At 29.4% G+C, this 26632-nt stretch carries 21 protein-coding genes and 2 tRNA genes; 21 read left to right on the forward strand and 2 right to left on the reverse strand.

Going from position 1 to position 26632, the window contains the following annotated elements:
- Positions 1 to 1016: 1016 nt before the first annotated feature.
- From V2W16_RS00920 to V2W16_RS00945, 6 genes are all read left to right on the forward strand, one after another.
- Positions 1017 to 1541, forward strand: a complete 525-nt coding sequence (locus tag V2W16_RS00920; RefSeq protein WP_329380005.1) for a hypothetical protein — start codon at positions 1017 to 1019, stop codon at positions 1539 to 1541.
- 153 nt (positions 1542 to 1694) lie between these two features.
- Positions 1695 to 1770: transfer RNA gene (locus V2W16_RS00925), tRNA-Asn, on the forward strand.
- Between the two features lie 411 nt (positions 1771 to 2181).
- Positions 2182 to 2257 (forward strand) — tRNA-Asn (locus tag V2W16_RS00930).
- Between the two features lie 807 nt (positions 2258 to 3064).
- Entirely contained in the window at positions 3065 to 3790 is a 726-nt protein-coding gene (locus tag V2W16_RS00935) for a tRNA (adenine(22)-N(1))-methyltransferase (RefSeq protein ID WP_253229391.1), read from the forward strand.
- A complete protein-coding gene (locus V2W16_RS00940) occupies positions 3759 to 4580 on the forward strand; it encodes a Nif3-like dinuclear metal center hexameric protein (protein WP_138268935.1) in 822 nt (273 codons plus the stop codon). The genes V2W16_RS00935 and V2W16_RS00940 overlap by 32 nt, the downstream gene beginning before the upstream one ends.
- A 3-nt stretch (positions 4581 to 4583) precedes the next feature.
- Positions 4584 to 5483 carry a DMT family transporter gene (locus V2W16_RS00945; protein ID WP_329380013.1) on the forward strand — a complete coding sequence of 300 codons (900 nt, stop codon included), beginning with the start codon at positions 4584 to 4586 and terminating at the stop codon, positions 5481 to 5483.
- Between the two features lie 351 nt (positions 5484 to 5834).
- On the opposite strand, the gene V2W16_RS00950 is transcribed toward V2W16_RS00945, so the two are convergent.
- A complete protein-coding gene (locus V2W16_RS00950; protein WP_329380015.1) occupies positions 5835 to 6368 on the reverse strand; it encodes a cysteine hydrolase family protein in 534 nt (177 codons plus the stop codon).
- Positions 6369 to 6587: 219 nt separating this feature from the next.
- On the opposite strand from V2W16_RS00950, the gene V2W16_RS00955 reads away from it, so the two are divergent.
- The 14 genes from V2W16_RS00955 (at position 6588) to nifJ (ending at position 24461) form a co-directional block, all read left to right on the forward strand.
- Positions 6588 to 8045 (forward strand): DUF262 domain-containing protein, encoded by a 1458-nt coding sequence (locus V2W16_RS00955; RefSeq protein ID WP_329380018.1) that lies wholly within the window; start codon positions 6588 to 6590, stop codon positions 8043 to 8045.
- On the forward strand, positions 8020 to 8331 hold the full coding sequence (locus V2W16_RS00960) for a hypothetical protein (RefSeq protein ID WP_329380021.1): 312 nt from the start codon (positions 8020 to 8022) through the stop codon (positions 8329 to 8331). Before V2W16_RS00955 ends, V2W16_RS00960 begins: the two co-directional genes overlap by 26 nt.
- Before the next feature lie 27 nt (positions 8332 to 8358).
- Positions 8359 to 9681, forward strand: a complete 1323-nt coding sequence (locus V2W16_RS00965) for a replication-associated recombination protein A (RefSeq protein ID WP_329380024.1) — start codon at positions 8359 to 8361, stop codon at positions 9679 to 9681.
- 1449 nt (positions 9682 to 11130) lie between these two features.
- Entirely contained in the window at positions 11131 to 11544 is a 414-nt protein-coding gene (locus V2W16_RS00970; RefSeq protein WP_329380028.1) for a Fur family transcriptional regulator, read from the forward strand.
- A gap of 848 nt (positions 11545 to 12392) precedes the next feature.
- Entirely contained in the window at positions 12393 to 12701 is a 309-nt protein-coding gene (locus V2W16_RS00975; RefSeq protein WP_329380031.1) for a hypothetical protein, read from the forward strand.
- A gap of 89 nt (positions 12702 to 12790) precedes the next feature.
- Positions 12791 to 13771, forward strand: a complete 981-nt coding sequence (locus V2W16_RS00980; RefSeq protein WP_329380034.1) for a metal ABC transporter substrate-binding protein — start codon at positions 12791 to 12793, stop codon at positions 13769 to 13771.
- 10 nt (positions 13772 to 13781) lie between these two features.
- Positions 13782 to 14489, forward strand: a complete 708-nt coding sequence (locus V2W16_RS00985; RefSeq protein WP_329380036.1) for a metal ABC transporter ATP-binding protein — start codon at positions 13782 to 13784, stop codon at positions 14487 to 14489.
- Complete coding sequence (locus tag V2W16_RS00990) at positions 14486 to 15325, forward strand: metal ABC transporter permease (RefSeq protein WP_329380038.1); 840 nt, start codon at positions 14486 to 14488, stop codon at positions 15323 to 15325. Before V2W16_RS00985 ends, V2W16_RS00990 begins: the two co-directional genes overlap by 4 nt.
- A 1-nt stretch (position 15326) precedes the next feature.
- The gene (locus V2W16_RS00995; RefSeq protein WP_329380041.1) at positions 15327 to 15830 is read left to right on the forward strand and encodes a hypothetical protein; all 504 of its coding nucleotides are present in this window, start codon (positions 15327 to 15329) and stop codon (positions 15828 to 15830) included.
- 105 nt (positions 15831 to 15935) lie between these two features.
- Positions 15936 to 16085 carry a hypothetical protein gene (locus V2W16_RS01000; protein ID WP_329380043.1) on the forward strand — a complete coding sequence of 50 codons (150 nt, stop codon included), beginning with the start codon at positions 15936 to 15938 and terminating at the stop codon, positions 16083 to 16085.
- Between the two features lie 15 nt (positions 16086 to 16100).
- Positions 16101 to 16364 carry a hypothetical protein gene (locus V2W16_RS01005; protein WP_329380046.1) on the forward strand — a complete coding sequence of 88 codons (264 nt, stop codon included), beginning with the start codon at positions 16101 to 16103 and terminating at the stop codon, positions 16362 to 16364.
- 164 nt (positions 16365 to 16528) lie between these two features.
- Entirely contained in the window at positions 16529 to 18745 is a 2217-nt protein-coding gene (locus V2W16_RS01010; RefSeq protein WP_329380049.1) for an AAA family ATPase, read from the forward strand.
- On the forward strand, positions 18724 to 20622 hold the full coding sequence (locus V2W16_RS01015) for an ATP-dependent helicase (RefSeq protein ID WP_329380052.1): 1899 nt from the start codon (positions 18724 to 18726) through the stop codon (positions 20620 to 20622). The genes V2W16_RS01010 and V2W16_RS01015 overlap by 22 nt, the downstream gene beginning before the upstream one ends.
- Positions 20623 to 20948: 326 nt before the next feature.
- Positions 20949 to 24461: a pyruvate:ferredoxin (flavodoxin) oxidoreductase gene (gene nifJ, locus V2W16_RS01020; RefSeq protein ID WP_329380055.1), complete on the forward strand. Its 3513-nt coding sequence runs from the start codon at positions 20949 to 20951 to the stop codon at positions 24459 to 24461.
- Positions 24462 to 25255: 794 nt separating this feature from the next.
- Here the strand turns inward: nifJ and V2W16_RS01025 are convergent.
- Entirely contained in the window at positions 25256 to 25822 is a 567-nt protein-coding gene (locus V2W16_RS01025) for a 6-pyruvoyl trahydropterin synthase family protein (protein WP_329380058.1), read from the reverse strand.
- A gap of 517 nt (positions 25823 to 26339) precedes the next feature.
- On the opposite strand from V2W16_RS01025, the gene V2W16_RS01030 reads away from it, so the two are divergent.
- Positions 26340 to 26567, forward strand: a complete 228-nt coding sequence (locus V2W16_RS01030) for a PF20097 family protein (RefSeq protein WP_329380062.1) — start codon at positions 26340 to 26342, stop codon at positions 26565 to 26567.
- Positions 26568 to 26632: the final 65 nt, after the last annotated feature.

The raw sequence follows: 26632 nt of genomic DNA on the forward strand, positions 1-26632 counted from the left end.
TCTATTATTTTTATTCTAACATTAAAACTAATAAGTTATAGGATAGAGGCATTTTTGTTTTACTTTATATAGTAACATTTTATAGAACCTATATAAAAAATTTAAGAAAGAAGAATATATTTTTTTATATGTCATATAATAAATAAACACATGTTAACCTTTATTTAAAGGGGATACATCTTTATATAAAATTTTATTTGAAATATTTTTAATATAATGCTGGATTTTATAATCAAGTTAGAAAAATTTTTTCTAACTTGATTTTTTAGGCTGTTTTTCTTCATATTTCAATGATTTAATTGATTTAATGTTAGGAAATTGATGTAAGAATAGATGTTTATTATAAAAATAAAAGGATAAATGCCTAACCATATATTCTTATTCTTACTTTTACTCTTGTTATAAAAATAAAAAATAAAAATTAAAAATTTTTGTGGTATAATAAAATTAAAGAAATGGGTAAAATGTTCGTTCTAAGGAGATTTTGTTGTACATTATAAAATATCTACTAAATGCAAAAAAATCTTCACATAAGCGAAAATTTAAACAAATGTTCATATAATAGACCGTAGTAAAAAATATAAAATAGAGAAAAAAGGAAACTAATTTTATAAAAAACGTTAAAATTGTATTGACGATTATAATGCTATTAGTTCCTTGTTTATGACTTGCTTCTTTTGAATAGATCGTAAAAGAAGAAGCATTGCAGTAAGAAAGCATCAAGCAAGCTAAACTTCGGAGAAATATCTTCTTTAAAATCATCACATTCGCATAACTGGACACCACATGATGACACAAAATATAGGACTAAGACTTACACAGTATGTTATTGTAGATTACATAATATGGAGTTTAGCTCTTTTATAGTTACCAATGCTTATTATTTGTGCTATGTATGATGTAGGTTATTCGTGCGGATATAAGGCAGTGAAAAGAATAGGTATCGTATGAAGATATAGATAGACTACTACTATTACAGCTGTAGATATAAAAATATTATAAAGGAGTTGGAATAATTGGAATTTTTGAAAGTTTTGAAACAGAAATTTATAGAAGTTAATACTTCAATAAAGGAGCATTTAAGTGAAAATTATAGGAAACAATTTATAATAAAAAAGATCGTAGGTTGTGTATTGTTATTTTTATTTATGCCACCGATGATATATTTTCTTGAAAAACACTTTTTCCCTATTGTTTTTTTAGGAGCATATATTCCATACTTTGAGATTGAGATTACTTTATTATGGATTGCTCTTTCGTGGAGATTTTGGCACTATGCTTATTGGAATTATCAAGGAAAGTTTTTAGATAGATTTTTTAGTAGTTTGATAATCTTTGGTGGGATAATAACGCTTCCATTGAAGCTGATATTATGTAATACAATAATTCTTCTTTGGATTGCATTAATTGCTCCAATTACAGGAATTATGACTTGGAGAAAAGCTGTTAAATATGAAAAAGTCTTATTTATAAATAATGAAAAAAAAACGATGTTTGGGCATAACCTATCTTTATATTTCAACAAAAGGAGTATTTCGTAATGCTCCTTTTTTAATATATATTTTATTTAATGACTGCGAAAACGATCTATGTTTATTTCAGAGCAAAGTTTAAAAGAGAAGATTTTTAAAATAATTGCATTTTTTTGTTGACATTTTCTCAATAAAGTGTATAATAGATAAAGTACTAAGCGTTCCTCAGTAGCTCAATCGGTGGAGCAGTCGGCTGTTAACCGAAAGGTCGTAGGTTCAAGTCCTACCTGGGGAGCCATTTTTTTTTGCCAAAAATATTTTTTATAAAGACTTTGTATAAGTCTTTTTTTTGTTTGTAGACTTATTTTAATTTAAGTTTCTATTTGATTATTTTAAAGGACAGTTTATCAAGAAGAAATTTAATGTTACCTTTTATCTATTATTTTTATTCTAACATTAAAACTAATAAGTTATAGGATAGAGGCATTTTTGTTTTACTTTATGTAGTAACATTTTATAGAACTTATATAAAAATTTAAAATGAAGAATATAATTTTTTATATTTCAAATAATATATAAAGACATGTTAACCTTTATTTAAAGGGGATACATCTATATATAAAATTGTACCTAAAATATTTTTAATATAATTGCATTTTTTTGTTGACATTTTCTAAATAAAGTGTATAATATATAAAGTACTAAGCGTTCCTCAGTAGCTCAATCGGTGGAGCAGTCGGCTGTTAACCGAAAGGTCGTAGGTTCAAGTCCTACCTGGGGAGCCATTTTTTTTTGCTAAAAATATTATTTTTATAAGGACTCTTTAGAGTCTTTTTTTATTTGTAAAAACTTTTGAAAGATTTATTGTTAATTTAGTTTTCTATTTGATTATTTTAAATGTAAGTTTATAAAGAATAAATTTAATATTATCACTTATCTATTATTTAATTATATTGTTTTTCTTCTAAGCATTAAAACTAATAAATGATAGGATATGGGTATTTTATTTTTGTAAAATGCAAGTATCAATGTTTTATAAAACCTATATAAAAAATTTTAAAATGATAACTTCCATTTATTATGATGTTCTACTCCTACCATTAAGATTGATAAACGGTGGGGTAGAGGTAGCACTGCTTTGTAAAATTGGAGTAGCAATGTTGTATAAAATTTATATTAAAAGATAACTTATATCTATTATGATGTTCCACTCCAAACATTAAAGCTAATAAAGGGCTGGGTAGCTTTTCTGACAGTAAAACTCGGGTAGAGTTTTACGTAGGCATCGAAAAGCGTTATAAGCCATCACGGCGTTTGAGTGAAAGAATTTTGTCCAGTATTTTTTTCTTCGGAAAAATACTGGTCGCTCTTTAGAGCGAAACCCTAAAATGCCACGCCTAGTGGCGCCCTTTTATTCGACTTTTTTAGGCGAGTAAAAAAGTCGTGGGGTTTATAAGGGGCAACGCCCCTTAAGAAAGGGTTGTTAAGGGAGAATCCCTTAAAGGTGTTAGGGGTAACACCCTTAAATAATATTTTTGTTTAAAAAAATAAAATTTTATGTTATACTTATTTTGTTATATAAGGTAGAAATTATGGTAAATTTGGATATAAGATTAAAAGCGGTATATGACATGGTTGGGAAAAGCGAATCGGTTCTTGATGTTGGTTCTGATCATGGATATTTACCCATACAATTATTTAAAAATAATATGATAAAAAGAGCCGTTATAAGCGACGTAAACGAAGGACCTCTTTTAAATGCAAAAGAAAACTTCTCTAAGATGTTTAAAGAAGAAAAAGATGTTACTTTTGTTTTAAGCGACGGCATGAAAAATATAGATACAAATAATATTGAAACCCTTTGTATATGCGGAATGGGCGGAGAGCTTATTATCGATATACTAAATGATGATTTAGAAAAGACAAAAGGTTTTAAAAATATTATTCTTCAGCCTATGAACAGTGTTGATATGGTAAGGAAATATTTATATGATAATTCTTTTACCATTGTTGATGAAGATTTGATAAGAGACAGACATCATTTTTATAATGTTTTAAAGGTTTTACCTAAAAAAGATGATGAAAAATATGAAGATGTGTTCTTTGATTTAGGTTATAAACTATATGAAAAAGGGAATGAAAATTTTCTTGATTTTCTAAATTACAAAATAAAGGTAAATGAGAAAATCGTTGAAAATTGTAAAAATATAAATACTGAAAATGCAAAAGAAGCATTGAATAAAGCGAAAGATTATATAACTTTGCTGGAAAGGGTAAGAGAAAATTATGAAAGTAAAAGATATAATAAAGTACATTAACGTATTCGCAAATGAAAGTTTTCAGTACGAATGGGATAATTCCGGATTTCAACTTGGAAACAGACAAGCTCAGGTAAGGAGAATTTTGCTTGCTCTTGATATTACAAACGAAGTAATAGACGAAGCAATAAGAGAGCATTGTGATATGATAATATCTCATCATCCTTTATTTTTTAGTAAAACAATGAACATTGAACAATCAAGCATTAAAGGGGATATGATATTCAAACTTATTAAAAATAACATCAACGTATATTCTGCTCATACTCCTATGGATGTGTCTACAATCGGGCTAAATATGTTTATGGCTAAAAAACTTGGTTTAAGCGATATTAAACCACTTGAAAGAGTTGTAAGCGATAAATGTGAAGATGATACAAACCTATTTGGTCTTGGTGCTGTTGGTCTTCTTGATTCAAGAACTCCTATGAACATTGACGGTTTACTTAAAAAAGTAAAGAAAGCTTACAATACAAATGTTTTAAGAGTAACAAACAATTACAACACTCTTGGTATATTAAGTAAAGTTGCTTTATGTACCGGTGGTGGTAATGACTTAATAGATAAAGTTAAAGAAAAAAATGCCAAAGTATTTATTACATCTGATACAAAATATCATGAAATGCAAAACTACGTTGATAACGGCATTGTATTAATAGGTGTTGGACACTACAATGCAGAAATATGTTTCCTTGACATAATGTACGAACTTTTAAGACTTAAATTCCGTGAAATCGAAGTTATAAAATCAGAAGAAAAGAACGTGGAAAGTTTTGCATATTTCGTATAGAATATGTTAAAAAACAAGAAGATAACGGCATACATAACAGGGGTATTATATTCCTTTGTTTTTGGCACAACATTTGCTTTTACAAGAGAGGCTTTAACCGTTTTAAAGCCTCTTGATTTACCCGGGGTAAGATTTTTGTTTGCAGCCTTATTTATGACTATACTTTATTTTCTTAAAGTATTTAAGCTTGACTATAAGGAAAAAAACATAAAACTTCTTATTCCTCTTTGCATATGTCAGCCTTTAATGTATTTTATATGTGAGACTTACGGTGTAAGCCTTACAAATTCGGCACTTTCGGGAACGATGATTGCCACTATTCCCGTTGTTATGTGTGTTCTTGCAATATTTATTTTAAAAGAAAAGCCTACTATTAAGCAGTGGGCTTTTGTAGTTCTTTCCGTTCTTGGAGCCATAGCGGTTGTGTTTGGGTCTTATGTTTCTGATGTGGGATTTAATTTTGCGGGATTTTTATTTTTGTTTGGAGCAGTTTTTGCTTCAAGTATGTACGGTATTTTAGCAAGGAAATTATCAAAGGAATTTTCCGTTATGGAGATAACATTTTTCATGATGTGGTTTGCGTGTATATCCTTTGGAATTATATCTTTGATTACAAATCAAGGTTTTAGCGGATATATTCTCGCTTTTTCAAATACTAAAGTTTTACTGTGTATGATGTATCTTGGTTGTATTGCTTCTGTTATAGGATTTTTTGGCAATACTTACACAGTATCTCATCTCGATATAGCATCAGCTTCTGCCTTTTCAAATTTAACTACTGTTGTTTCGGTTCTTATAGGTATATTTGTTATGGCGGAACCTTTTAGCTTAATGCAGATTATTGGTGCTATTGTAATTATAATTGGAGTATTTGGGGTTAATTATTATGGAAATAGGGATTAAGGGGATACCCCTTAAGAACCCCATATTTAAGGGCTGTCTGCCCTTAACAACCCGAAATCAAGGGGCTTTGCCCCTTAAACCCCGTATTTAAGGGTTTTCAACCCTTAACAACCCGACCATATTTTTGCCAAAGCCCAAAAATATGGGAAAAAGGCTTTCACTCATACGCCGTGAAGGCTTATAACGTGGTCGGATTTTCTAAAAATCTCTACCCGAGATTTTTGAAACGACCACTACCGTTACCCCGACAGGTTTGTAAGTGTGGTGGTCATGGTGGTGAAATGTAGGGAGTGGTTTATATATTTTTATATTGTGAATATAATAAAAAAGGGAGCATATAAGCTCCTTTTTTTATAGAATTTCCGTTTTATAAATTGCATTCATTTGGTTTATGAAAGTTTCGCCGTTATTTGTAAATGTGGCACAGAGGTTTTTATCTACTTTTGTTTTAAAGCCTTCTTTATATGCTCCGTAAACCGTATTGAATACGCAAATGTCGGTACATACACCACATACTAACACTTCATCTACTCCGTTGTTTTTTAGCCTTTCGGCTAAATCTGTTTTATAAAAGGCATCGTACTCGCTTTTATCAAGCCATATTACATTATCTTTATTTTTATTTTCCTTATACCAGTCGTTTAAGCTACCATAAAGCTCTTGTCCCCATGTTCCTTTTACGTTATGTTTTGGCCATAGGTTGAAGTGCTTATCATTTTCTTCATGTGCGTCCATCGCAAAAACGATTATTTTATCTTTTTTATCAAATTCTTTTACTTTATTTAAAATGTTATCCACTATATCCTGTGCCGGTTTCCCTGCGGTTAGTCCGCCTTTATCGTGAACAAAGTCGTTACTCATATCTACTACAATTAGTGCGTCCATTGTTTTTCTCCTTTTTTTCTTATTATATCATAAAGTTAAAATTGTTATATTTATATCTTTATATTTAACTTAGATATTTTAAAAGGGGATTTTATGTAATAGGGATAACAAACATTTGGTTTTACATTATATTTTAAATATATTGTTTTATGTTCGATGGTTATTGAGGTGGTTTTGTGGTAAAATTGTTTTAATTAAGGGTTTTAAGGAGAATAAAGTATGTCAAAATTGAATATTGATCAACAAACGGTTAGAGAATTATTTGAAAATAAAAAATCAGATTTTCTTATTCCTGATTATCAAAGACCATATGCATGGAGTGAAGAAGAATGTGGAACTTTATGGGATGATATTTTCCTTTTTGCTTTTCCAAATGAAAATTGTGATGATTTTGATGAAAATAATGATGAATATTTTCTTGGTCCAATTGTAACATTTAAAAATAATAGTGATAAATTAGAAATTATTGATGGACAACAAAGACTTACAACTTTAATGATATTGCTTAGAGCGTTTTATTCTAGATTTGAAAATATAAAAGATAATCGTACAAAGAAGATTTTAGAAGATATTGCAAAATGTATATGGAAAACGGATGAATTTGGGACTCCAAATAAAAATAAACTTAAAATAAATTCAGAAGTTGCGACTGATGATGATAAAGAGGAATTTTTACATATTTTAAAAGAAGGAAGTGTTAATAATAGCCATAAAAGTAAATATGCAACGGTATTTCGTTTTTTTCAAAATAAAATTGATATTTTTGTAAAAGAATATCCGACTTATACTCCATATTTACCAGTTAGAATACTTAATAATTGTATTTTACTTCCTATTGAGGCAGAATCACAGGATACAGCTCTTAGAATTTTTTCTACTTTAAATGATAGGGGGAAACCTTTATCTGATACAGATATTTTTAAAGCACAGTTATATAAATTTTATTCTTTAAGAGATGAAAAGGAAGTATTTATTGATAGATGGAAAAAATTAGAGGAAATATGTGATGATATATTTAGGGTTTCATCAGGATCTCCTATGGATGAACTTTTTACTAGATATATGTATTATGAAAGAGCAAAGCAAGGAAATAAAAATACTACAACAGAAGCTTTAAGAAAGTTTTATGAAAAAGATAAATATGCACTTCTAAAAAAAGAAGAAACTTTAAATAATCTAGAGTCTCTAGCAAATTTTTGGAATGATGTTGAAAATCAAAATGAAAATGTATTTTCACAAAGAATTTTGAAAAAACTATTTGTTTTACATTATGCACCAAATAGTATGTGGACTTATCTTGTATCTGTTTATTTTTTACATTATAAAGATAAAGATTGTATGTTGAATGAAGATAACTTTTATTTATTCTTAGATAAAATTACGGCTTATATTTTAGGGTATGCTTTTGTAAATCCGGGTGTTAATGCATTAAGAACACCTGCTTATCCTGAAATGATAAAAATAGTAAATAATTTACCAGTAGATTTTTCAAAAAATAAGATTGAAAAAAATAGATTGCGAAAAATTATTGAGGATTATAGCTTTACAAATGTAAAACCAATAACAAAATCTATTCTAGCATGGTGGATGTATTACAAAAAAGAACAAGATTTAATCAACCTAGAAACAAGGTTTGAAATAGAGCATATTTATGCAAAAAAAAAGACAAGAAGTTGAAAGTAGCTCGATAGATAAAAAGAAGTTGGATGCGATTGGAAACAAAGCTTTTTTAGAAAAATATGTAAATATAAGAGCTGCAGATTATAGATTTTCCGATAAGAAAAGATATTATAGGGGTTTTACAAGTAATAATGGAAAAGAAAAAAAAGGAACTCAAAATAAAGAATTATTGGATTTAGCTGATATAACTCTTGATTTTAACGAAAATAACATAGATGATAGAACAAATGTAATTATAACAAATTTTATAAAGTATTTGGATGAAAACAATTTATTTGAATAATATTTAATTTTACACAAAGGAGAAAAAATGCAAGGTAATTTTTTTGATGATATAAGAGAAGAACAGGTGAAAAGTAAGGCTCCTTTAGCGGTTAGGATGAGACCTGAGAGTTTAGAGGAGTTTTACGGTCAGGAGCATATTGTATCAAAGGGTAAGTTATTAAACAGAATGATTGAAGCTGACAGAATAAGTTCCATAATACTGTTTGGTCCTGCCGGGTGCGGTAAAACTACCCTTGCGAAGATAATCGCAAATAAGACCAGTTCTTATTTTTATTCTCTTAATGCAGTAACCTGCGGAGTAAAGGATGTAAGGGAGATAATCGAAAAGGCAAAGAATAATCTTGGGTTAGAAAAGAGAAAGAGCATTCTTTTTATAGACGAGATACATCGTTTTAACAAATCACAACAAGATGCACTTCTTCCAAGCGTTGAGGACGGAACGATTATTCTAATTGGTGCTACAACGGAAAATCCTTTCTTTGAAATAAATTCTCCTTTGATTTCACGTTCTACTTTATTTAAGCTTAAGAAGATTGACAAGGACGATGTAAGAAAGATTATAGAAAATGCACTTTCAAACAAAGAAAGAGGACTTGGGAATTATGAAATAAACATAACGAATGAGGCTATGGACTATTTATGCACTATGTGCAGTGGGGACGCAAGGGTATCACTTAACGCATTGGAGCTTGCTTATCTTACAACTCCAAAGGATGAAAAAGGGGTAATAAACATAGACCTTGATGTGATAATAGAATGTATGCAAAAGAAAAAAGTTACATACGACAAAGGGGACAACGAGCACTACGACACAATAAGTGCATTCATAAAAAGCATGAGAGGTTCTGATCCTGACGCAGCGATTTATTATCTTGCAAAGATGATATATGCCGGAGAAGATCCAAAATTTATAGCAAGAAGAATGATTATTTTTGCTTCTGAAGATATAGGAAACGCAAATATAAAAGCTTTGGAACTTGCCGTAAATACCTTTAAGGCTGTTGAAGTTATTGGAATGCCTGAGGCTAGGATAAATCTTGCTCACTGTGTAACTTATCTTGCCTCTTCACCAAAGAGCAATGCTTCATACCTTGCAATAAACAAGGCTTTAGCTGATATAGAAAACGAGCCTAACTATGAAGTCCCTCTTCATATAAGAAATGCAAATTATAAAGGGGAAAAGGAGTTTGGTATTGGTGTTGGATACAAATATCCTCACGATTTCCCAAACGATTATGTAAAGCAAGATTATCTGCCTGAAGAAATAAGGGGAAGAGTTTACTACGAGCCTAAGGAAAACGGAGCAGAGGGGAATTTGAAGAAATATCTTAAAAATTTAAAGGGGTAGGTTAAGGGGCGTTGCCCCTTTAAAATCCCCATATTTAAGGGCTGTCTGCCCTTAACAACCCGATATTAAGGGGTTTCACCCCTTAAGAACCCCACGACTTTTTTACTCGCCTAAAAAAGTCGAATAAAAGGGCGCCACTGGGCGTGGAGCCTTTGACGCTTTTCGATGACTGCGTAAAACTCTGCCCGAGTTTTACTGTCAGAAAAGCTACCCCGACCCGACTTGGTTTGTGGTCAGGTTATAAGTTTGATTGGGAAAATGGAATATTTAATGGGAGCACCCCTTAAGCCCCCCCATATTTAAGGGCTGTCTGCCCTTAACAACCCGATATTAAGGGGTTTCACCCCTTAAGAACCCCACGACTTTTTTACTCGCCTAAAAAAGTCGAATAAAAGGGCGCCACTGGGCGTGGAGCCTTTGACGCTTTTCGATGACTGCGTAAAACTCTACCCGAGTTTTACTGTCAGAAAAGCTACCCCGACCCGACTTGGTTTGTGGTCAGGTTATAAGTTTGATTGGGAAAATGGAATATTTAATGGGAGCACCCCTTAAGCCCCCCCCATATTTAAGGGCTGTCTGCCCTTAACAACCCGATATTAAGGGGGTTCACCCCTTAAGAACCCCACGACTTTTTTACTCGCCTAAAAAAGTCGAATAAAAGGGCGCCACTGGGCGTGGAGCCTTTGACGCTTTTCGATGACTGCGTAAAACTCTACCCGAGTTTTACTGTCAGAAAAGCTACCCCGACCCGACTTGGTTTGTGGTCAGGTTATAAGTTTGATTGGAAATAAAATGGAGTTATTGGGAAAAAGGTTTATAACGTGGTCGTATTTTCTAAAAATCTCCACCCGAGATTTTTGAAACGACCACTACCGCCGCCCCGACCTAATTGGGTTTTGGGGAGTGTGGATTGGTTGATAATAATATAAGTTTGCGATGAGTTGTAGTCTTATGTTTTTTTTGATTAAAAACGGAATTAGGAAATAAATATAAATTATGATTATATTATTTTATGTAGTTTTATGAGTTTTGTCGGAATTTTTTTTAAAAAAGATTTTGTAAAATAAAATGTATCTTAATACTATGTTATTAAAAAAATTTATGTAAAATGAGAATAAAAATTTACTCTTAGAATAAAAAGTATCTATATAAAATAGATACTTTTTTATTTAGTTATAAAGCATAAAACCTATTTGTCTATTGATTATGTTTTAAAAATATAATGAAAAATGTTGGTTTCAATTTAAATTAAAATTAAAATATACTATGTCTTTTTATATGTTATTTTTAATACAATTTTATTATTACAGATATACATTTTATGTTTCTAAAATTTTGTTAAATTTAGGAATAGTTCTCAAATTTATTGAAAAAGATTATTTTTAATGATATAATTTACAAAATATTATCAAATTGAGAATAGTTCTCATTTTTGTAAGGGGCATGTTTATGAATTCACATTATAATACAAAACAAAGAAAGATACTTATTGATTGTTTTGAGAATATGGAGAGAAAACATTTTACGGCAAGTGATGTTTTGGATTATTTGCAAAGTAAAAATTTAGATATAGGAAAATCCACCGTATACCGCCAGCTTGAAAGTATGGTGAACAGTGGAATATTAAATAAATATATTATAGATAGAAATACTCCTGCCTGCTTTGAGTATGAGGGGAGAAGCAAGCATGAAGATATGCTGTTTCACTTAAAATGTGAAAAATGTGGAAAACTTATACATCTGCACTGTAATGAAATAGAAGGGTTTCAAAAACATTTATATGGTAATCATAATTTTAAATTGAATCCTAAGAGAACAGTTTTTTATGGGATTTGTGATGAGTGTGAAAAAAATAATAGATAAAACTTTATTTTTAGGTTTTTAAATATTATCTTATTGAAAAAAATTTAATCATATGAAAGAAATATTTTAATTTAGTAATAAGGAATTTATTTAAAGTTTTAAGATTATTAATTCTTAATAGTAATTTTATTAAGCTTTTTGTTTTAGGTTTACTGTGTTTAGGTGTTGTAAGTTAGGTTATAAGAAAGGCTAAGTAATTAAAAATTTTAAAAAAATAAAAAGTTGCTTAGTTCTAAAGGTATATTTGAAGTTTAAGAAAAAAATTGCTTAGGTTTTAAAGGTATAAGTGTTTATAAGGAAACATAAAAAAACTATTGTGTTTTAGGGGTATATTGTGTTTATGTTGTAAGATAGCTTATAAGAAAGGTTAAGTAAAAATAAAAGGATGAAATTTAAAGGTTTAAAGGTATAAGTGTATATAAGTAAATATTACTAAAATATTTTGCTTTAGGTTTACTGTGTTTAGGTGTTGTAAATTAACTTATAAGAAAGGCTAAGTGACTAAGAATTAAAACAAGGATAGTGCGATACTTGTTTATAACGATAATTACGTAGAATAATAATTGCTTAGAACGATAGTTGCTTATAATAACAGTTACTTAACACAATAAAAATATTATAGGTTAAGTAATTATAAAAAGCTGAGTTAATATGTAAAATCTTTGATAATTAATTTATTTATAACTAAAGAATAAACTTATTTTTTATTGGATTTATTAAGTGTATATAAAATAAATGTATTAAAAAATAAACTTATTTTATATTTGCAAATGACAGTATTTATATGTTTGATTTTGTAAAAATTAATGATTAAAAATTAAGATATTAAAGAAAAGGAGGGAACGGCAATGCTTTATTATACGGATAAATTAAAAAAGATAATAGCTTATATTATAATTTTTATGATGCTTTCTTTTTTGCTGTTTTCTTCGATATTTATAATAAAAAATGCAGATCATGATTGTATCGGAGATGACTGTCCGGTATGTCATTTTATTCATGTATGCGAAAATATATTAAAAAATTTAGACACTGGAAAAACTGCTCAGAGTTTTTCTTTATTTAATATTTTATTTTGTTTCAATTTATTAACATTTGTTTTTTATTCTATTCTTAAGACAACTCCGATTATTGAAAAAGTAAGGCTTGATAATTAAAATAAACCTTTTATATGGGTAGTCAATAAAAGTTAAATGATTACCTGTTATTTTTGTACGAAAAATAAAAAAATAGAAAGAGGTTTATTATGAAAAAAATATTATGTGCTTTATTAGTTTTGGCTATGTCTTTAAGCTGCTTTTTTGGGTGTAGTTTAAAGAGTGATGAAAAAGGAAATGATTCAAAAATTAAGATTGTTACGACTATTTTCCCTGAATACGACTGGGTTATGAATATACTTGGAGATAAAAAAGATAATGCAGAAGTTACTTTATTGCTTGATGATGGAGTGGATTTGCACAGTTATCAGCCTACTGCCGATGACATGTTAAAAATATCAAACTGCGATTTGTTTATATATGTAGGAGGAGAGTCTGATGAGTGGGTTAGTGAGGTTTTAAAGAAAGCTGATAACAAAAATATGAAAGTTATAAATCTGCTTGATGTTTTAGGGGATAAAGCAAAAGAAGAAGAGGTTATTGAAGGAATGCAAAGTGATCATGAGCATGAAGAGGGTGAAGAGCATGAACATGAACCAGACGAACACGTTTGGCTTTCTTTGAATAATGCAAAGGTTCTTGTAAATAAAATAGGTACTACCTTAATGGAAATTGATTCAAAAAATAAAGATGTATTTAGTGATAACACAAAAAATTACATAACAAAGTTAGATGAGTTAAACGAAAAATATCAAGAAACAATAAAAAATGCAAATAAAAAGACTCTTATTTTTGGGGACCGTTTCCCATTTAGATATCTGCTTGATGATTACGGGCTAAAATATTATGCAGCATTTGCAGGATGCAGTGCAGAAACTGAAGCAAGTTTTGAAACGGTTAGTTTTCTATCAAAGAAAACAGATGAACTATCACTAAACTATATTATAACCATAGAAGGTTCTGATGGAAAACTTGCAAAAACCATTATTTCGAACACTAAAAGTAAGAATCAAAAGGTTTTGACCATGGATTCAATGCAGTCTACTACTTCAAAGGATATTAAGTCAGGAAAGACTTATATTGATACAATGGAAAAAAATCTTAAGGTGATTGAAGAAGCCGTAAAATAAGGAGGTCAATATGTCTTTTATAACCATAAAAAATCTTTCAATTGGATATAATACAACCCCCATAAGAGAAAATATAAATTTTAATATAGAAAAGGGAGATTATCTTTGTATTTTCGGAGAAAACGGAAGTGGAAAGACGACTTTATTAAAGACACTTTTAGGTCTTAAAAATCCAATAAAAGGAGATATTATCTTTGGGGATAATCTAAATAGGAATGAAATAGGTTATCTTCCTCAGCTTGATGAAATACAAAAGGATTTCCCGGCATCTGTTTGGGAAGTTGTACTGTCCGGGTGTCAGTCAAATCTTGGCTTTAGCCCTTTCTATTCTAAAGAAAACAAGAAAACGGCAGAAAAGAACATGGAGAAAATGGGAATAAAAAATTTAAAAAGGTGTTGTTTTAGCGAGCTTTCAGGAGGGCAGAGACAGAGGGCTTTATTTGCAAGGGCTCTTTGCGCCGCAGAGAATGTGCTTTTTCTAGATGAACCTGTAACGGGACTTGATCAGGGAGCCTGCAGGGATATGTATGAAATGATTTCAATGTTAAATAAAGAAGGCCTTACCATAGTGAGTATATCTCATGATATTAAAAATTCAATTAAATACTGCAGTAAGGTTTTATATCTTGGTAAAAAAAGTTTATTTTTATCTAAGGATGATTATGTTGATTTAGTATATAAGAGTAAAACGCTTAAAGATGGAGGGGTAAGGAAATGATTGAAAAGTTGATATTTTACCTTGATTATCCATTTGTTGTTTATGCGTTAATAGTGGGGGTGCTTATTGCTCTTTGCTCTTCTCTTTTGGGAGTCATTCTTGTATTAAAAAGATTTTCTTTTATAGGTGATGGACTTTCCCATGTAGCTTTTTCCCTTATAACTGTGGCTTCTGTTTTAAATCTTACTAACGATATGCTTCTTGTTCTTCCGTGTACAATAATATGTGCTGTATTCTTACTAAAGTCCGGAAAGAACACTAAGGTGAAAGGGGATGCAATGATAGCAATGCTTTCTGTTTCTTCTTTAGCATTTGGATATTTAATAATGAATGTATTTTCTACATCTTCAAATTTAAGCGGAGACGTCTGTACAACTCTTTTTGGTTCAACATCAATACTTACTTTATCACATTATGATGTTTTAATGTGTATAGCATTATCGGTAGTTGTGGTATTGTTTTTCATTTTATTCTACAACAAGATATTTGCGGTTACTTTTGATGAGGATTTTTCAAAGGCTGTGGGAGTAAATGCAAACAGATATAATTTAATGATAGCAATAATAATTGCAGTAATAATAGTTCTTGCAATGAATCTTGTAGGTTCGCTTTTAATATCTGCTCTCATTATTTTCCCTGCACTTTGTGCAATGAGGTTATTTAAAAGTTTTAAAGCTGTTACCTTATGTTCTGCTTTTATATCTGTATTTTGTGCATTGTTTGGGATAATAATATCCATCCTTGCAGGCACACCCGTAGGTTCGACTATTGTTGCTGTTGATGTTTTGTTGTTTATAATATGTTATTTTCTTGGAATGATTAAAGGAGGAGTTTAAGATGAAGAAGTTAATTATGATTTTAATGTGCATTATGATATCAGTTTCTTTAATTTCATGCAAAAATGAAGAAGAAGTAAGTCAAAGTACTTCTCAAAATAATTTACAAAACAGTGAAGAAAATATAATAGATGAAAATAAAGAAAAAGAAAAAGAAAAAGATAATGAGATAATAGACTTAACGAAATTATCCTCTACAATGGTTTATTCCGAGGTTTATAATATCATGGTAAACCCCGATGATTATGTAGGTAAAACTTTAATAATGAAAGGACAGTTTACTGTTTATCACGATGAGAAAAAGGATAAAAATTATTATTCATGTATAATTCAAGATGCGACTGCCTGTTGTGCTCAAGGTATTGAGTTTGTTTTGGCAGGGGATTATGAATATCCACAGGATTACCCAAAAGAGGGGGAGGAAATTACCGTTATGGGAGAATTTATCCGATATAGTGAAGGAAAACACGTTTACTGTACTTTGAAAGATGCGAAATTATTATAAGATTATATATGGTTAATTTAAGACTAAAAGGACGGTTTTATGCCGTTCTTTTTTTTTAATTGTTGACCAATTATGATAAAGAAAAAATAATTAAAATATATTTATATGAAAGAAGGGGAAAGTATGAATAAAGTTGTTTATGTTAAGGTTTACTTTAAGCTAAATTACAAAGAAGTTACAGTTAAAGTTCCAACATGTGAAAAAAGAACAAGTATTTTCGGAAATGAAAAAGATGTATATGTAAAAAAGAAATAACTTGTTGAAGACGGAATGTCTGACTTTATTATAGACGGAGAACGTTTTGCAAAAGATACTCAAAGTGAAGTTGAAAAATTGAATGCAGAAAACTATGAAGTTGTATCAATTTCTCCTATTACTTCAGGAAAATGGGTATGTGACTTTAAAGAGGGAGATGTTAGCGGTAATATCAGAGAAGGGGAAGGAATGATAAGAGGTAATTCAGGTTATGGTTACGGTTATGGGTATAGCTTTACCGAAGGTATGATGATTATTGCAAAGAAAGCAAATGATTAATTAATTTGTAAATTATAATATATTTATTATGAAGACAGGGAAATATTTCCCTGTCTTTTTTGTGTTTTGATATTTTATTGTCAAAATTTTGGATTTATTGTAAAATAAAAATAATATAATTTATGCTTTAATTTTATATTAGCATATATACAATGGGGGATATTATGAAATTAAAAAAAATTCATATGTTGCATTATAGACAATTTTTTGATGCAGAAATACATTTTGATGATGATTTAACTGTTTTAGCAGGTGCAAATAATAGTGGAAAAACATCTATTATTGAGCTTTTTAAAATACTTTTTCAAGACAAGTATTTTTCAAAAGATGATATTTCTGTTGGATTTTATAATGAAATAAAAGAAAAGATTATAAATAAAATAAATGAAATATATGATGCAAATAATGAAGTTGACTTTAAACAAAAAATAAAAGAAACTTTTGAACCAAATGGAGAGCCTGTTATTAGCATTAAAATAGAGGTACGATATAATAAAGATGAAAGTATTGCTTTATTTTCAGATTATTTAATGGAGTTAGGTGATAACTACCAAAGTTTCTTTTTTTTATTTAATTATGAAATAGATTATTTAGAGTTAATTAAAGAATTATCTTTAATATCTTCAAAATTATTTGCATTAAAACAAAATATATCTTTGGGAAATAAAAATAATGGTGAATATGAAGATATTTTAATTGATGTTATTTCTAAAGTTTTTAGAACCAATGTATATTTTACAGATAAAAATTATGAGAATAAAAGTAAAATAAATTTAACAGAATTTAGAAAATGTTTTAATTATAATTATTTAAGTGCAACAAGAGTGTTAAATGATGAAAAGACAGATAACCATTTTTCAATAACTAAAGAATTGCTTAATCAATTTAAAAAAAGTGATGATTGGGATGAATTAAAAAAACAAATAATTGAGCACATAAAAAAGAGTCTTAATGAAAGCAAATTAAATGAAAAGGTAAAAGAACATTCTTTAAAAGAAGTTGAAAAATCTTTAGCTGATATAGAAAATTATTTTGATTATAATAAAGGAGAGTTTTTTTTACAAACAGATATTTCTGATGAAATGCTTGTTAAATTTTTATCCGCATCATTACATACTTTTTATCAATTTAAAGATCATATAAAATTAAAAGAATTTTCACAAGGTTTAGGTATAAGCAATTTAATATTTATGTGTTTAAAAATTCAATCATTTGTGGGAAATGTAAAACCGGATTTAGTTAATGTATTTGTTATTGAAGAGCCGGAAGCTCATATGCACCCTCAAATGGAGAGGCATTTAATAAATTTCATAAAGGATTCTTTAATTAAAAAAAATACTCATATACAAGGAATTATTACGACACATTCAAGCGAAATCATAAAGTGTTCTGATTTGGAAAATATAAGAGTTTTAAGACTTGATATTGAAAAAGAATTACAAAGTAATATTTATGATATGAATGTTTTTAGTGAACAATTAAAAGGGAAACATGAAAGAAACTTTTTTTCTTTTTTGTTTTCAGTAAATTACTCCAATTTGATTTTTGCAAATAAAATTATAATGTATGAAGGTGATACAGAAAAATTATATATTGAAAAGCTTTTGTTAAATGATTTTAAAGAATTATCCAATCAATATATATCATTTGTTCAAGTTGGCGGTGCATATTCTCATTTATATAGAAAGTTAGTGTATTTTTTAAGAATAAAAACTTTAATTATTACTGATATTGATTATGATAAAGATAGTTTAACAAAAGAAGAAATATTGGAAAGTAAAACTACAAATGCAGGGTTATATGCGTATTATAAAGATTATAAATTTCTTAGAAAAGTAAAAGAAGAAGTGTTTCTTGAATGTGATAAATGCCAAGGACAAAATGGTTGTTTTAAGGAAAAATCAGATTTTGAAATTTTATTAAGTTTATTAAAAAAGAATTTTTCTTGTCAAAAGATAGAAGAAGTATATTCTTCTGTTTTTGAAAAAAAAGATAATGAAGATAATAAAGATAAATGCGTATCTAATATTTATAAAGAAATAAATGGAAAGTCTTGTGGTTTGATTAAAGTAGTTACTCAAGGAGAAAAAGATGGGTATAGCAGAACTCTTGAAGAAGCAATGCTGTGTAAACTTTTTAAAACTGATGTTTTTGAAAAAAAAGATAGAGAATGCTGGGATAAGATAATTAAAGAAAAAAAACTTGATTTGCGTATTTGTAGAAAAAAAGAGTTTACTGAGTTTACTGTTAGAGATCTTGTAAACTCCAATAGTCGTCGTAAAACAGATTTTATGTATTCTATAGTTTTAAATGATTTACAAAAAGATTCTTTGCCTAATTATATAGAGGAGGGGTTAAATTGGTTGACGACAAAAAATTAAATAATATGTTTTTAATCAATGCTCCAGCAGGAAGCGGTAAAACAACATATATTGAAAATGAAATATTTGACTTAATAGCTAAATTCCCTAATAGGGAAATATTAGCTATAACATTTACAAATAGGGCAAAAGATGAATTAAAAAACAGAGTAGACAATAAAAATGTTACGATTGATACTATTCATTCTTTTTTATCAAATTTTATAAAAATATATTTTTCAAAGAGTGAAGTTTTGAATTTATATTTTGATATATATAATAAAAAAATTAAGGAAGCAATTATTAATGCTACAGAGGAAAGTAAACAAAAATATATTGACAAATATGGTAAGTTTGATTTTGAGACTGTAAAACAAAACATAAAAACAATTTATTATAATGAACAACCTTTTAGTACTTATTATTATGGTGGACTTTCTCATAAGGATATTATTATATTTGCAAGAAAGATGTTTGAAAATTTTCCTAAATTAAAAAAAAGATTAACAGATAAATATTCATATATTTTTATTGATGAATATCAAGATACATTTGATGATGTTTTATGGCTTTTTTATAATTCAGTATTGGAAACTAATACACAACTAATTTTATTAGGAGATAAAATGCAGGAAATTTATGAAAATTATGAAGGTACATTTAACAAAAATTTTGATAAATTTAATAAAGAAAAAAAATTAGAAATAAATTATCGTTGTTCAAAGAAAATAGTTGATGTATTAAATAATTTATATAATGATAAGAAATACAATCAACAGGCGTTTTATGATGAAGGGAATAAACCTATCCTGCTAATAACAAATGACTTTCATGATTCTATTCTTAAATATAAAAATTATATGTGTTTATATCTTTTTAATAAAGAAAGGTTTGAGGAAATAAACGCTAAAGAATTATATGATGCTGTATGTAAAATTAGTGAATATGGTTATTATAAAAAAAATAGTGTAGTAGATGTTTTAACAAAAAATTCTACAGATAATCCTGATAAAATGTTTAGAATTCTTTTTTGTATATGTAAGTTTGCCAAATTGATACAAAATAAATCTTATGGGGATGTTATACAATTTGCAAAGAAAAATAAAGATATATTTGATTATAGTTTGACAGATATTTCATTTCATAATGATAAAATTGTTTTTTATAGAAAAATAATGGAACTAATAGATCAATATGAATCTACAGAAATTAGCATAAAAGAATTTTGTGACTATTTAATAGATGAAAAATTTTGTAACGAAGATTTATTTGACTTTGCTTATAATAATAGCGAGTATGATAATATGTTTGAAGTTCCTTTTTTACAATTCCGTAATTTGAATGAACATCTGGAAAAACCTTTTATTTCTACACAGCATGGGGTAAAAGGAGAAGGATATGATAAAATTTGTTTTATTGCAGAGGAATCAAAAAATAATCCTATTGTATATATGTATGATTTTTTTAGATTATATTGTACGAAAGATATAAATTTAACGGGATTTCAAGAATTTTATTATGATTATAATCAGGAATTGAAAAAAGTAGATTATAAATCTTTAGATAATAAAGATTTATTTGAGCCTAAAAAAGAAGAATGTCTTAAAATGGCAAATGAAATAAAAGAAAAATATGCAAATAATAAGTATTTCTCTTTTTTTGAATTGGGTAAGTACGATAATTTTATAGAACGTAATAACGTAACAAACGGGAAGAAATGTTTTAAAATTAATAAAGTAAAAGGTGCATTATGGGCATATAAATTATTTTATGTTGGATGTTCAAGAGCAAAAAAAGAATTGGTTGTTATAGTAGATTCAAAGAAAATTTCTGATTTCGAAAAAGTGTTTAAGGAAAAAATGAAATCAATAGGATTTGAAATATTGTGCGATAAATAATTCTTCCTTGTTAACTAAAAACTAAACAAAGTGTTTAGACTATTGTAATGTCTTTTATAAAATCTATGAAAACATATTCATAAGATTTTGACGTGTATTATTACATTTGTAATGAAATATTTTTAACAAGATAATTGTAATAATCTTTGAAAAGTTGAAAAAGTCCCTATTTACAGGCATGTATTCAAATGTAAAAAAAATGATGAATTTTTGAAAAAATTTTTAAATTATCCTTTATTTTTTAATTATTATTTATTATAATGGATTAGATGTAAAATATATATAATATAATTTTTAGATAAATTTTTGGGAGGATATATTATATTATGGCTAAAACAATGAAAACAATGGACGGTAATACTGCCGCTGCTTATTGCTCTTATGCATTTACTGAAGTAGCTGGTATTTACCCAATCACACCATCTTCTCCAATGGCTGAATGCGTTGATGAATGGTCAGCTGCTGGAAAGAAAAACTTATTTGGTGAAACTGTTGATGTTATTGAACTTCAATCAGAAGCTGGTGCTGCAGGTGCAGTTCACGGTTCTTTAGCATCAGGTGCTCTAACAAGCACATACACAGCATCACAAGGTTTACTACTTATGATTCCTAACATGTACAAAATCGCTGGTGAATTACTTCCAGGCGTTTTCCATGTATCAGCTAGATGTTTAGCATCTCACGCTCTTAACATTTTCGGGGATCACACAGACGTTATGGCTACAAGACAAACTGGTTTTGCTATGCTTTGCTCTAACTCTGTACAAGAAGTTATGGACCTTGCAAGTGTTGCTCACTTAAGTGCTATTAAAGGTAAAGTTCCTTTCGTACACTTCTTTGATGGTTTCAGAACAAGTCATGAAATTCAAAAAATCGAAGAAATGCCTTATGAAGAATTAGCTAAATTAGTTGATTATGATGCAGTTCAAGAATTTAAAAATCATGCACTAAATCCTGAACATCCTGTAACAAGAGGTACATGTCAAGGACCTGAAATCTTCTTCCAAGCAAGAGAAGCTTCTAACAAATTCTATGAAGCTATCCCTGGTATCGTTGCTGACTACATGAAAGAAATCAGCAAAATCACAGGAAGAGATTACAAACCTTTCAACTACTATGGTGCTGCTGACGCTGAAGACATCATCGTAGCTATGGGTTCTGTTTGTGAAGCTGTTGAAGAAACAGTTGATTACTTAAACGCAAACGGCGAAAAAGTTGGTTTATTAAAAGTTCACTTATATAGACCATGGGCTCCAGAATACATGTTCGAAGTTCTTCCTAAATCAGTTAAGAGAATTGCTGTATTAGACAGAACAAAAGAACCTGGTGCTTCAGGACAACCACTTTACTTAGACATCAAAGATGCTTTCTATGGTAAAGAAAACGCTCCTTTAATCGTTGGTGGTATTTACGGTCTTGGTAGTAAAGATACTACACCATCTCACATTAAAGCAGTTTATGACAACTTAAAAGCTGACGAACCTAAAAATGATTTCACAATCGGTATCGTTGATGACGTTACTAACAAATCATTAGAAGTTAAAGAAGATATTATCACAGTTCCAGAAGGAACAGTTTCTTGTAAATTCTGGGGTCTTGGTTCAGACGGTACTGTAGGTGCTAACAAATCTGCAATCAAAATTATCGGTGATAACACAGATATGTATGCTCAAGGTTACTTCGCATATGACTCTAAAAAATCTGGTGGGGTTACAGTATCTCACTTAAGATTCGGTGAAAAACCAATTAAATCAACATACTTAATCGCTGATGCTGATTTCGTATCTTGTTCTACACAAGCATATGCTGAAAACTATGACTTAGTAAGCGACATTAAACCAGGCGGAGTATTCTTATTAAACACTGTTTGGGATATGGACGACCTTGAAAAACATCTACCAAAAGAAATGAAACAAACTATTGCTAACAACAATATTAGGTTCTACACAATCAACGCTACAAAGATTGCTGAAGAAATCGGTCTTGGTAGAAGAACAAACATGATTATGCAAGCTGCATTCTTCAAATTATCTGAAGTTATGCCTTACGATAAAGCTGAAGCTTTACTTAAAGACTCAGTTAAGAAAACATATGGTAAAAAAGGTGACAAAGTTGTTAACATGAACATCGCTGCTATCGAAAACGGTGTTAGCGAATTAGTTAAAATCGATGTTCCTGAAAGCTGGAAAACAGCTGACAACGAAGCTCCTGCTAAACCTGAAAGAACTGAATTCGTTGAAAAAGTATGTGACGTTATGAACGCTCAAAAAGGTGATACACTTCCTGTATCTGCATTCAACGGTTATGAAGACGGTACATTCCCAGCTGGAACAGCTAAATACGAAAAAAGAGGTGCTGCTGTTAACGTACCTGTATGGGAAGCTGAAAAATGTATCCAATGTAACCAATGTTCATATGTATGTCCACATGCAACAATCAGACCTTTCTTATTAAATGAAGAAGAAAAAGCTAACGCTCCTGAAGGATTTGATACAATCGCTTCTAAAGGTCCTGGAGTTGAAGGTTATGAATACAGAATCCAAGTTTCTTCTTATGACTGCTTAGGTTGTGGTCAATGTGTTGAAACTTGTCCAACAGGTGCAATCAAAATGGTACCTATCGGAGAAGTTCTTGAAGAAGAAGGTAAATGTTGGGATTACGCTATGACTCTTTCTAAGAAAGATATTAACGTAAACAAATTTACTGTAAAAGGTTCTCAATTCGAACAACCATTACTTGAATTCTCAGGCGCTTGTGCAGGTTGTGTTGAAACACCGGTTGCTAAATTAGTTACACAATTATACGGAGATAGAATGTATGTTGCAAATGCTACAGGTTGTTCTTCAATCTGGGGTGCATCAGCTCCTACAACTCCTTACACAACAAACGAAAAAGGACAAGGTCCTGCATGGGCTAACTCATTATTCGAAGATAACGCTGAATTTGGTTTCGGTATGATGCTTGGCGTTAAGAAAATGAGAAAAACAATCGCTCATAAATTAGAAGCATTAATCGCTGACGACGCTGTAAAAGCTGAAGTTAAAGATGCTGCTAAAGCTTGGTTAGAAGTTAAAGACCAAGGTGAAGAAAGCAAAGAAGCCAGTGCTAAATTAGTTGAAGCATTAGAAGCTTGCGGATGTGACAATGAAAATGCTAAATATGTATTAGCAAACAAAGATCAATTAGTTAAAAAATCATTCTGGATTCTTGGTGGAGACGGTTGGTCATACGACATCGGTTACGGCGGACTTGATCATGTACTTGCATCAAACGAAGACGTTAACGTATTAGTATTCGATACAGAAGTTTACTCAAATACAGGTGGTCAATCTTCTAAAGCTACTCCAGCTGCTGCAATCGCTGAATTCGCTGCTTCTGGTAAGAAAACTAAGAAGAAAGATTTAGGTATGATGGCTAAAACATATGGTTATGTATATGTAGCACAAGTTTCAATCGGTGCTGACAAAAACCAATTAATCAAAGCTATCAAAGAAGCTGAAGCTCACAACGGTCCATCTTTAATCATCGCTTACTCTCCATGTATCAACCATGGTATTAACATGACTAAAGCCGGAAGTGAAGCTAAAAAAGCTGTTGAAGTTGGATATTGGCATCTATTCAGATACAACCCAGATCTAATCGCTGAAGGTAAAAATCCATTTATCTTAGACAGCAAAGAACCTAACATGGAAGGATTCATTGACTTCCTTAAAGGTGAAAGAAGATACGCTAACCTTGCAAGACAATATCCTGATAAAGCTGACGAATTATTCGAAAAGAATAAAGAAGATGCTTTAAACAGATACTTAGGTTACAAACAATTAGCTGAACAAGAATAATATATTCTCAAAAATTAAAAGGCACTGCTTATGCAGTGTCTTTTTATTAGGGGTTTCACCCCTAAAACCCGATATTAAGGGGCTTTGCCCCTTAAAAACCCCACGACTTTTTTACTCGCCTAAAAAAGTCGAATAAAATGGCGCCACTGGGCGTGGAGTTTTAGGGTTTCGCTCTAAAGAGCGACCAGTATTTTTCCGAAGCAAAAAAATACTGGACAAAATGCTTTCACTCAAGCGCCGTGAGGGCTTATACGCACTCGGATTTCATGAAAAATCTACCCGATTTTTTTATGAACGAGTGCTACCGCTATCCCTACTAATTTAGCTTTTTATGTAAGGTAGTGGGGCATAGAAGTGAAATAAGGGTTATATTTTGATGATGTTTATGTTAAGTTATAGGGTAGGAGTGAAATAAAGATTTAATTTTTTATATTTCTTATGTAATGAAGTAGTATAGTAAATTTAAGTTTAATTGTTTTTATGTGAGGGAGTGGGGGATTGTGGAGAAATGTAGTTTCTAATTAAAATGTTTATATAATCTATTATTATTAAAAAAAAGACCGGATTTTATACCGGTCTTTTTGTGTCTACAAATATATAACTTTTATCAATTTATTAAATTTTATTATGGATTTATATAACAATTACAAGTTGCTTTTTATATTAATCGGAGTAGTGTTTTAGTTATATATTTGTATTAATACATAGAGTGTTGTTAGATATGTTTTTATTATTTATTAATATAAGTTTTGATATATCATACATTAGAGTTTTATATCGTATTTTTAAGTTTATTATGCTTTTTTATATCCACATTTTGGACATATGCCTTTTTCGTTTAGTGCTATTCCGCAAAGTGGGCAACGTTCGATATTATTTTTAGTTTCAAATTCTTCGCTTGCTGCATTTACACCGCTTGTAAATGTAATTTTTGCAATGTTAAGTTTATCTTTTAATAAATCGTATACGATTTTTATCATTCCTTCAACTGTCAATGTTTCCTTAGTTACAACTAGGCGACATTGTGGATATGCTTTTGCAAGCTCAGTTTCAAATTTAGGTCCTTTCATTTGATTTTGTGGTGAACCGTCTTTTATACCTTGTTTTTCATAAACGTCCAAAACTGCAGGTAAAAGCGGGTCATCTTCTCTTAGAATTAGTGCATGGTCAAAGTTTTTTAAAACTTCCCAAGCTGTTTTTTGGATTTCGTTACAAGGGAAAACCATGTTTACTCCTTCTTCGATTGAATCTTCAACTTCTATTGTTAAAACTCCTGTATGTCCATGAAGATATTGTGCCTCTCCTTTAAAACCGTAAAATCTGTGTGCGTACTGTAAGTCTAATGTTGTAATACTTCTCATTTTTTTACCTCCTTTATATGTTTAAATTTTTTCTCATGGTTTAATCATGAGTTTTATTATTTGTAACACTTTCGCTATGCTTTATATAAATTCTATTTTTTTGTTTTTACCTTAAAAGTTAATATTAGATTTTATTAAATGTTATGTTTATCATTTTTACCCATTAATTTATTTATATAAACATACATCAAAAGTGTTTTTAACGAATATATTTATATATTTTGCTCTTAAATTAGAATGATTCTAATTACAACTTGAATATATAATATTTTTGATTAATTGTCAACGAATTATCGTTTATTTAATTAACTTGTAATATTTGTAATAAAGTTGTAAGTTTTTGTTTTAAATAGAGAGTTATTTCAAAATAGTATTTAAAATGAAAAGTTTGTATAAAAAACTAATAAATATATTAAGTATATTAATTCTTAAAAGTATATTAAGACTTTTTTACAAAAGGAGAATTCATCTTTTATTATGGTATAATTTGGGAAATTGTAAAAGGTGAGTTTAATAAATGAAATGTCTTGATTGTGGATTAGAAATGGAAGAAGGAATTGTAATTGCTTATAGTTTAGCCCTTGGAGTATGGAACGAGTTTATTTCAAAAAAGGAAGCGGAGAAAAAAGGATTTAAAGCCATGTTTAGAAAAACCATTACAATTCCTTTAAAAATGGAAGAGCAAAAAGCATGGCACTGTCCAAATTGTAAAAAGGTTTTAATGTGGGTAGATTCTAAAGAGTAGTAAAATCTGCTCTTTTTTTTATAAAGTTAATTGAATAATATGTAATGAAAACATTAATACATATA

The sequence above is a fragment of the Anaerofustis butyriciformans genome, assembly GCF_036289385.1.
Lineage (GTDB): Bacteria > Bacillota > Clostridia > Eubacteriales > Anaerofustaceae > Anaerofustis > Anaerofustis butyriciformans.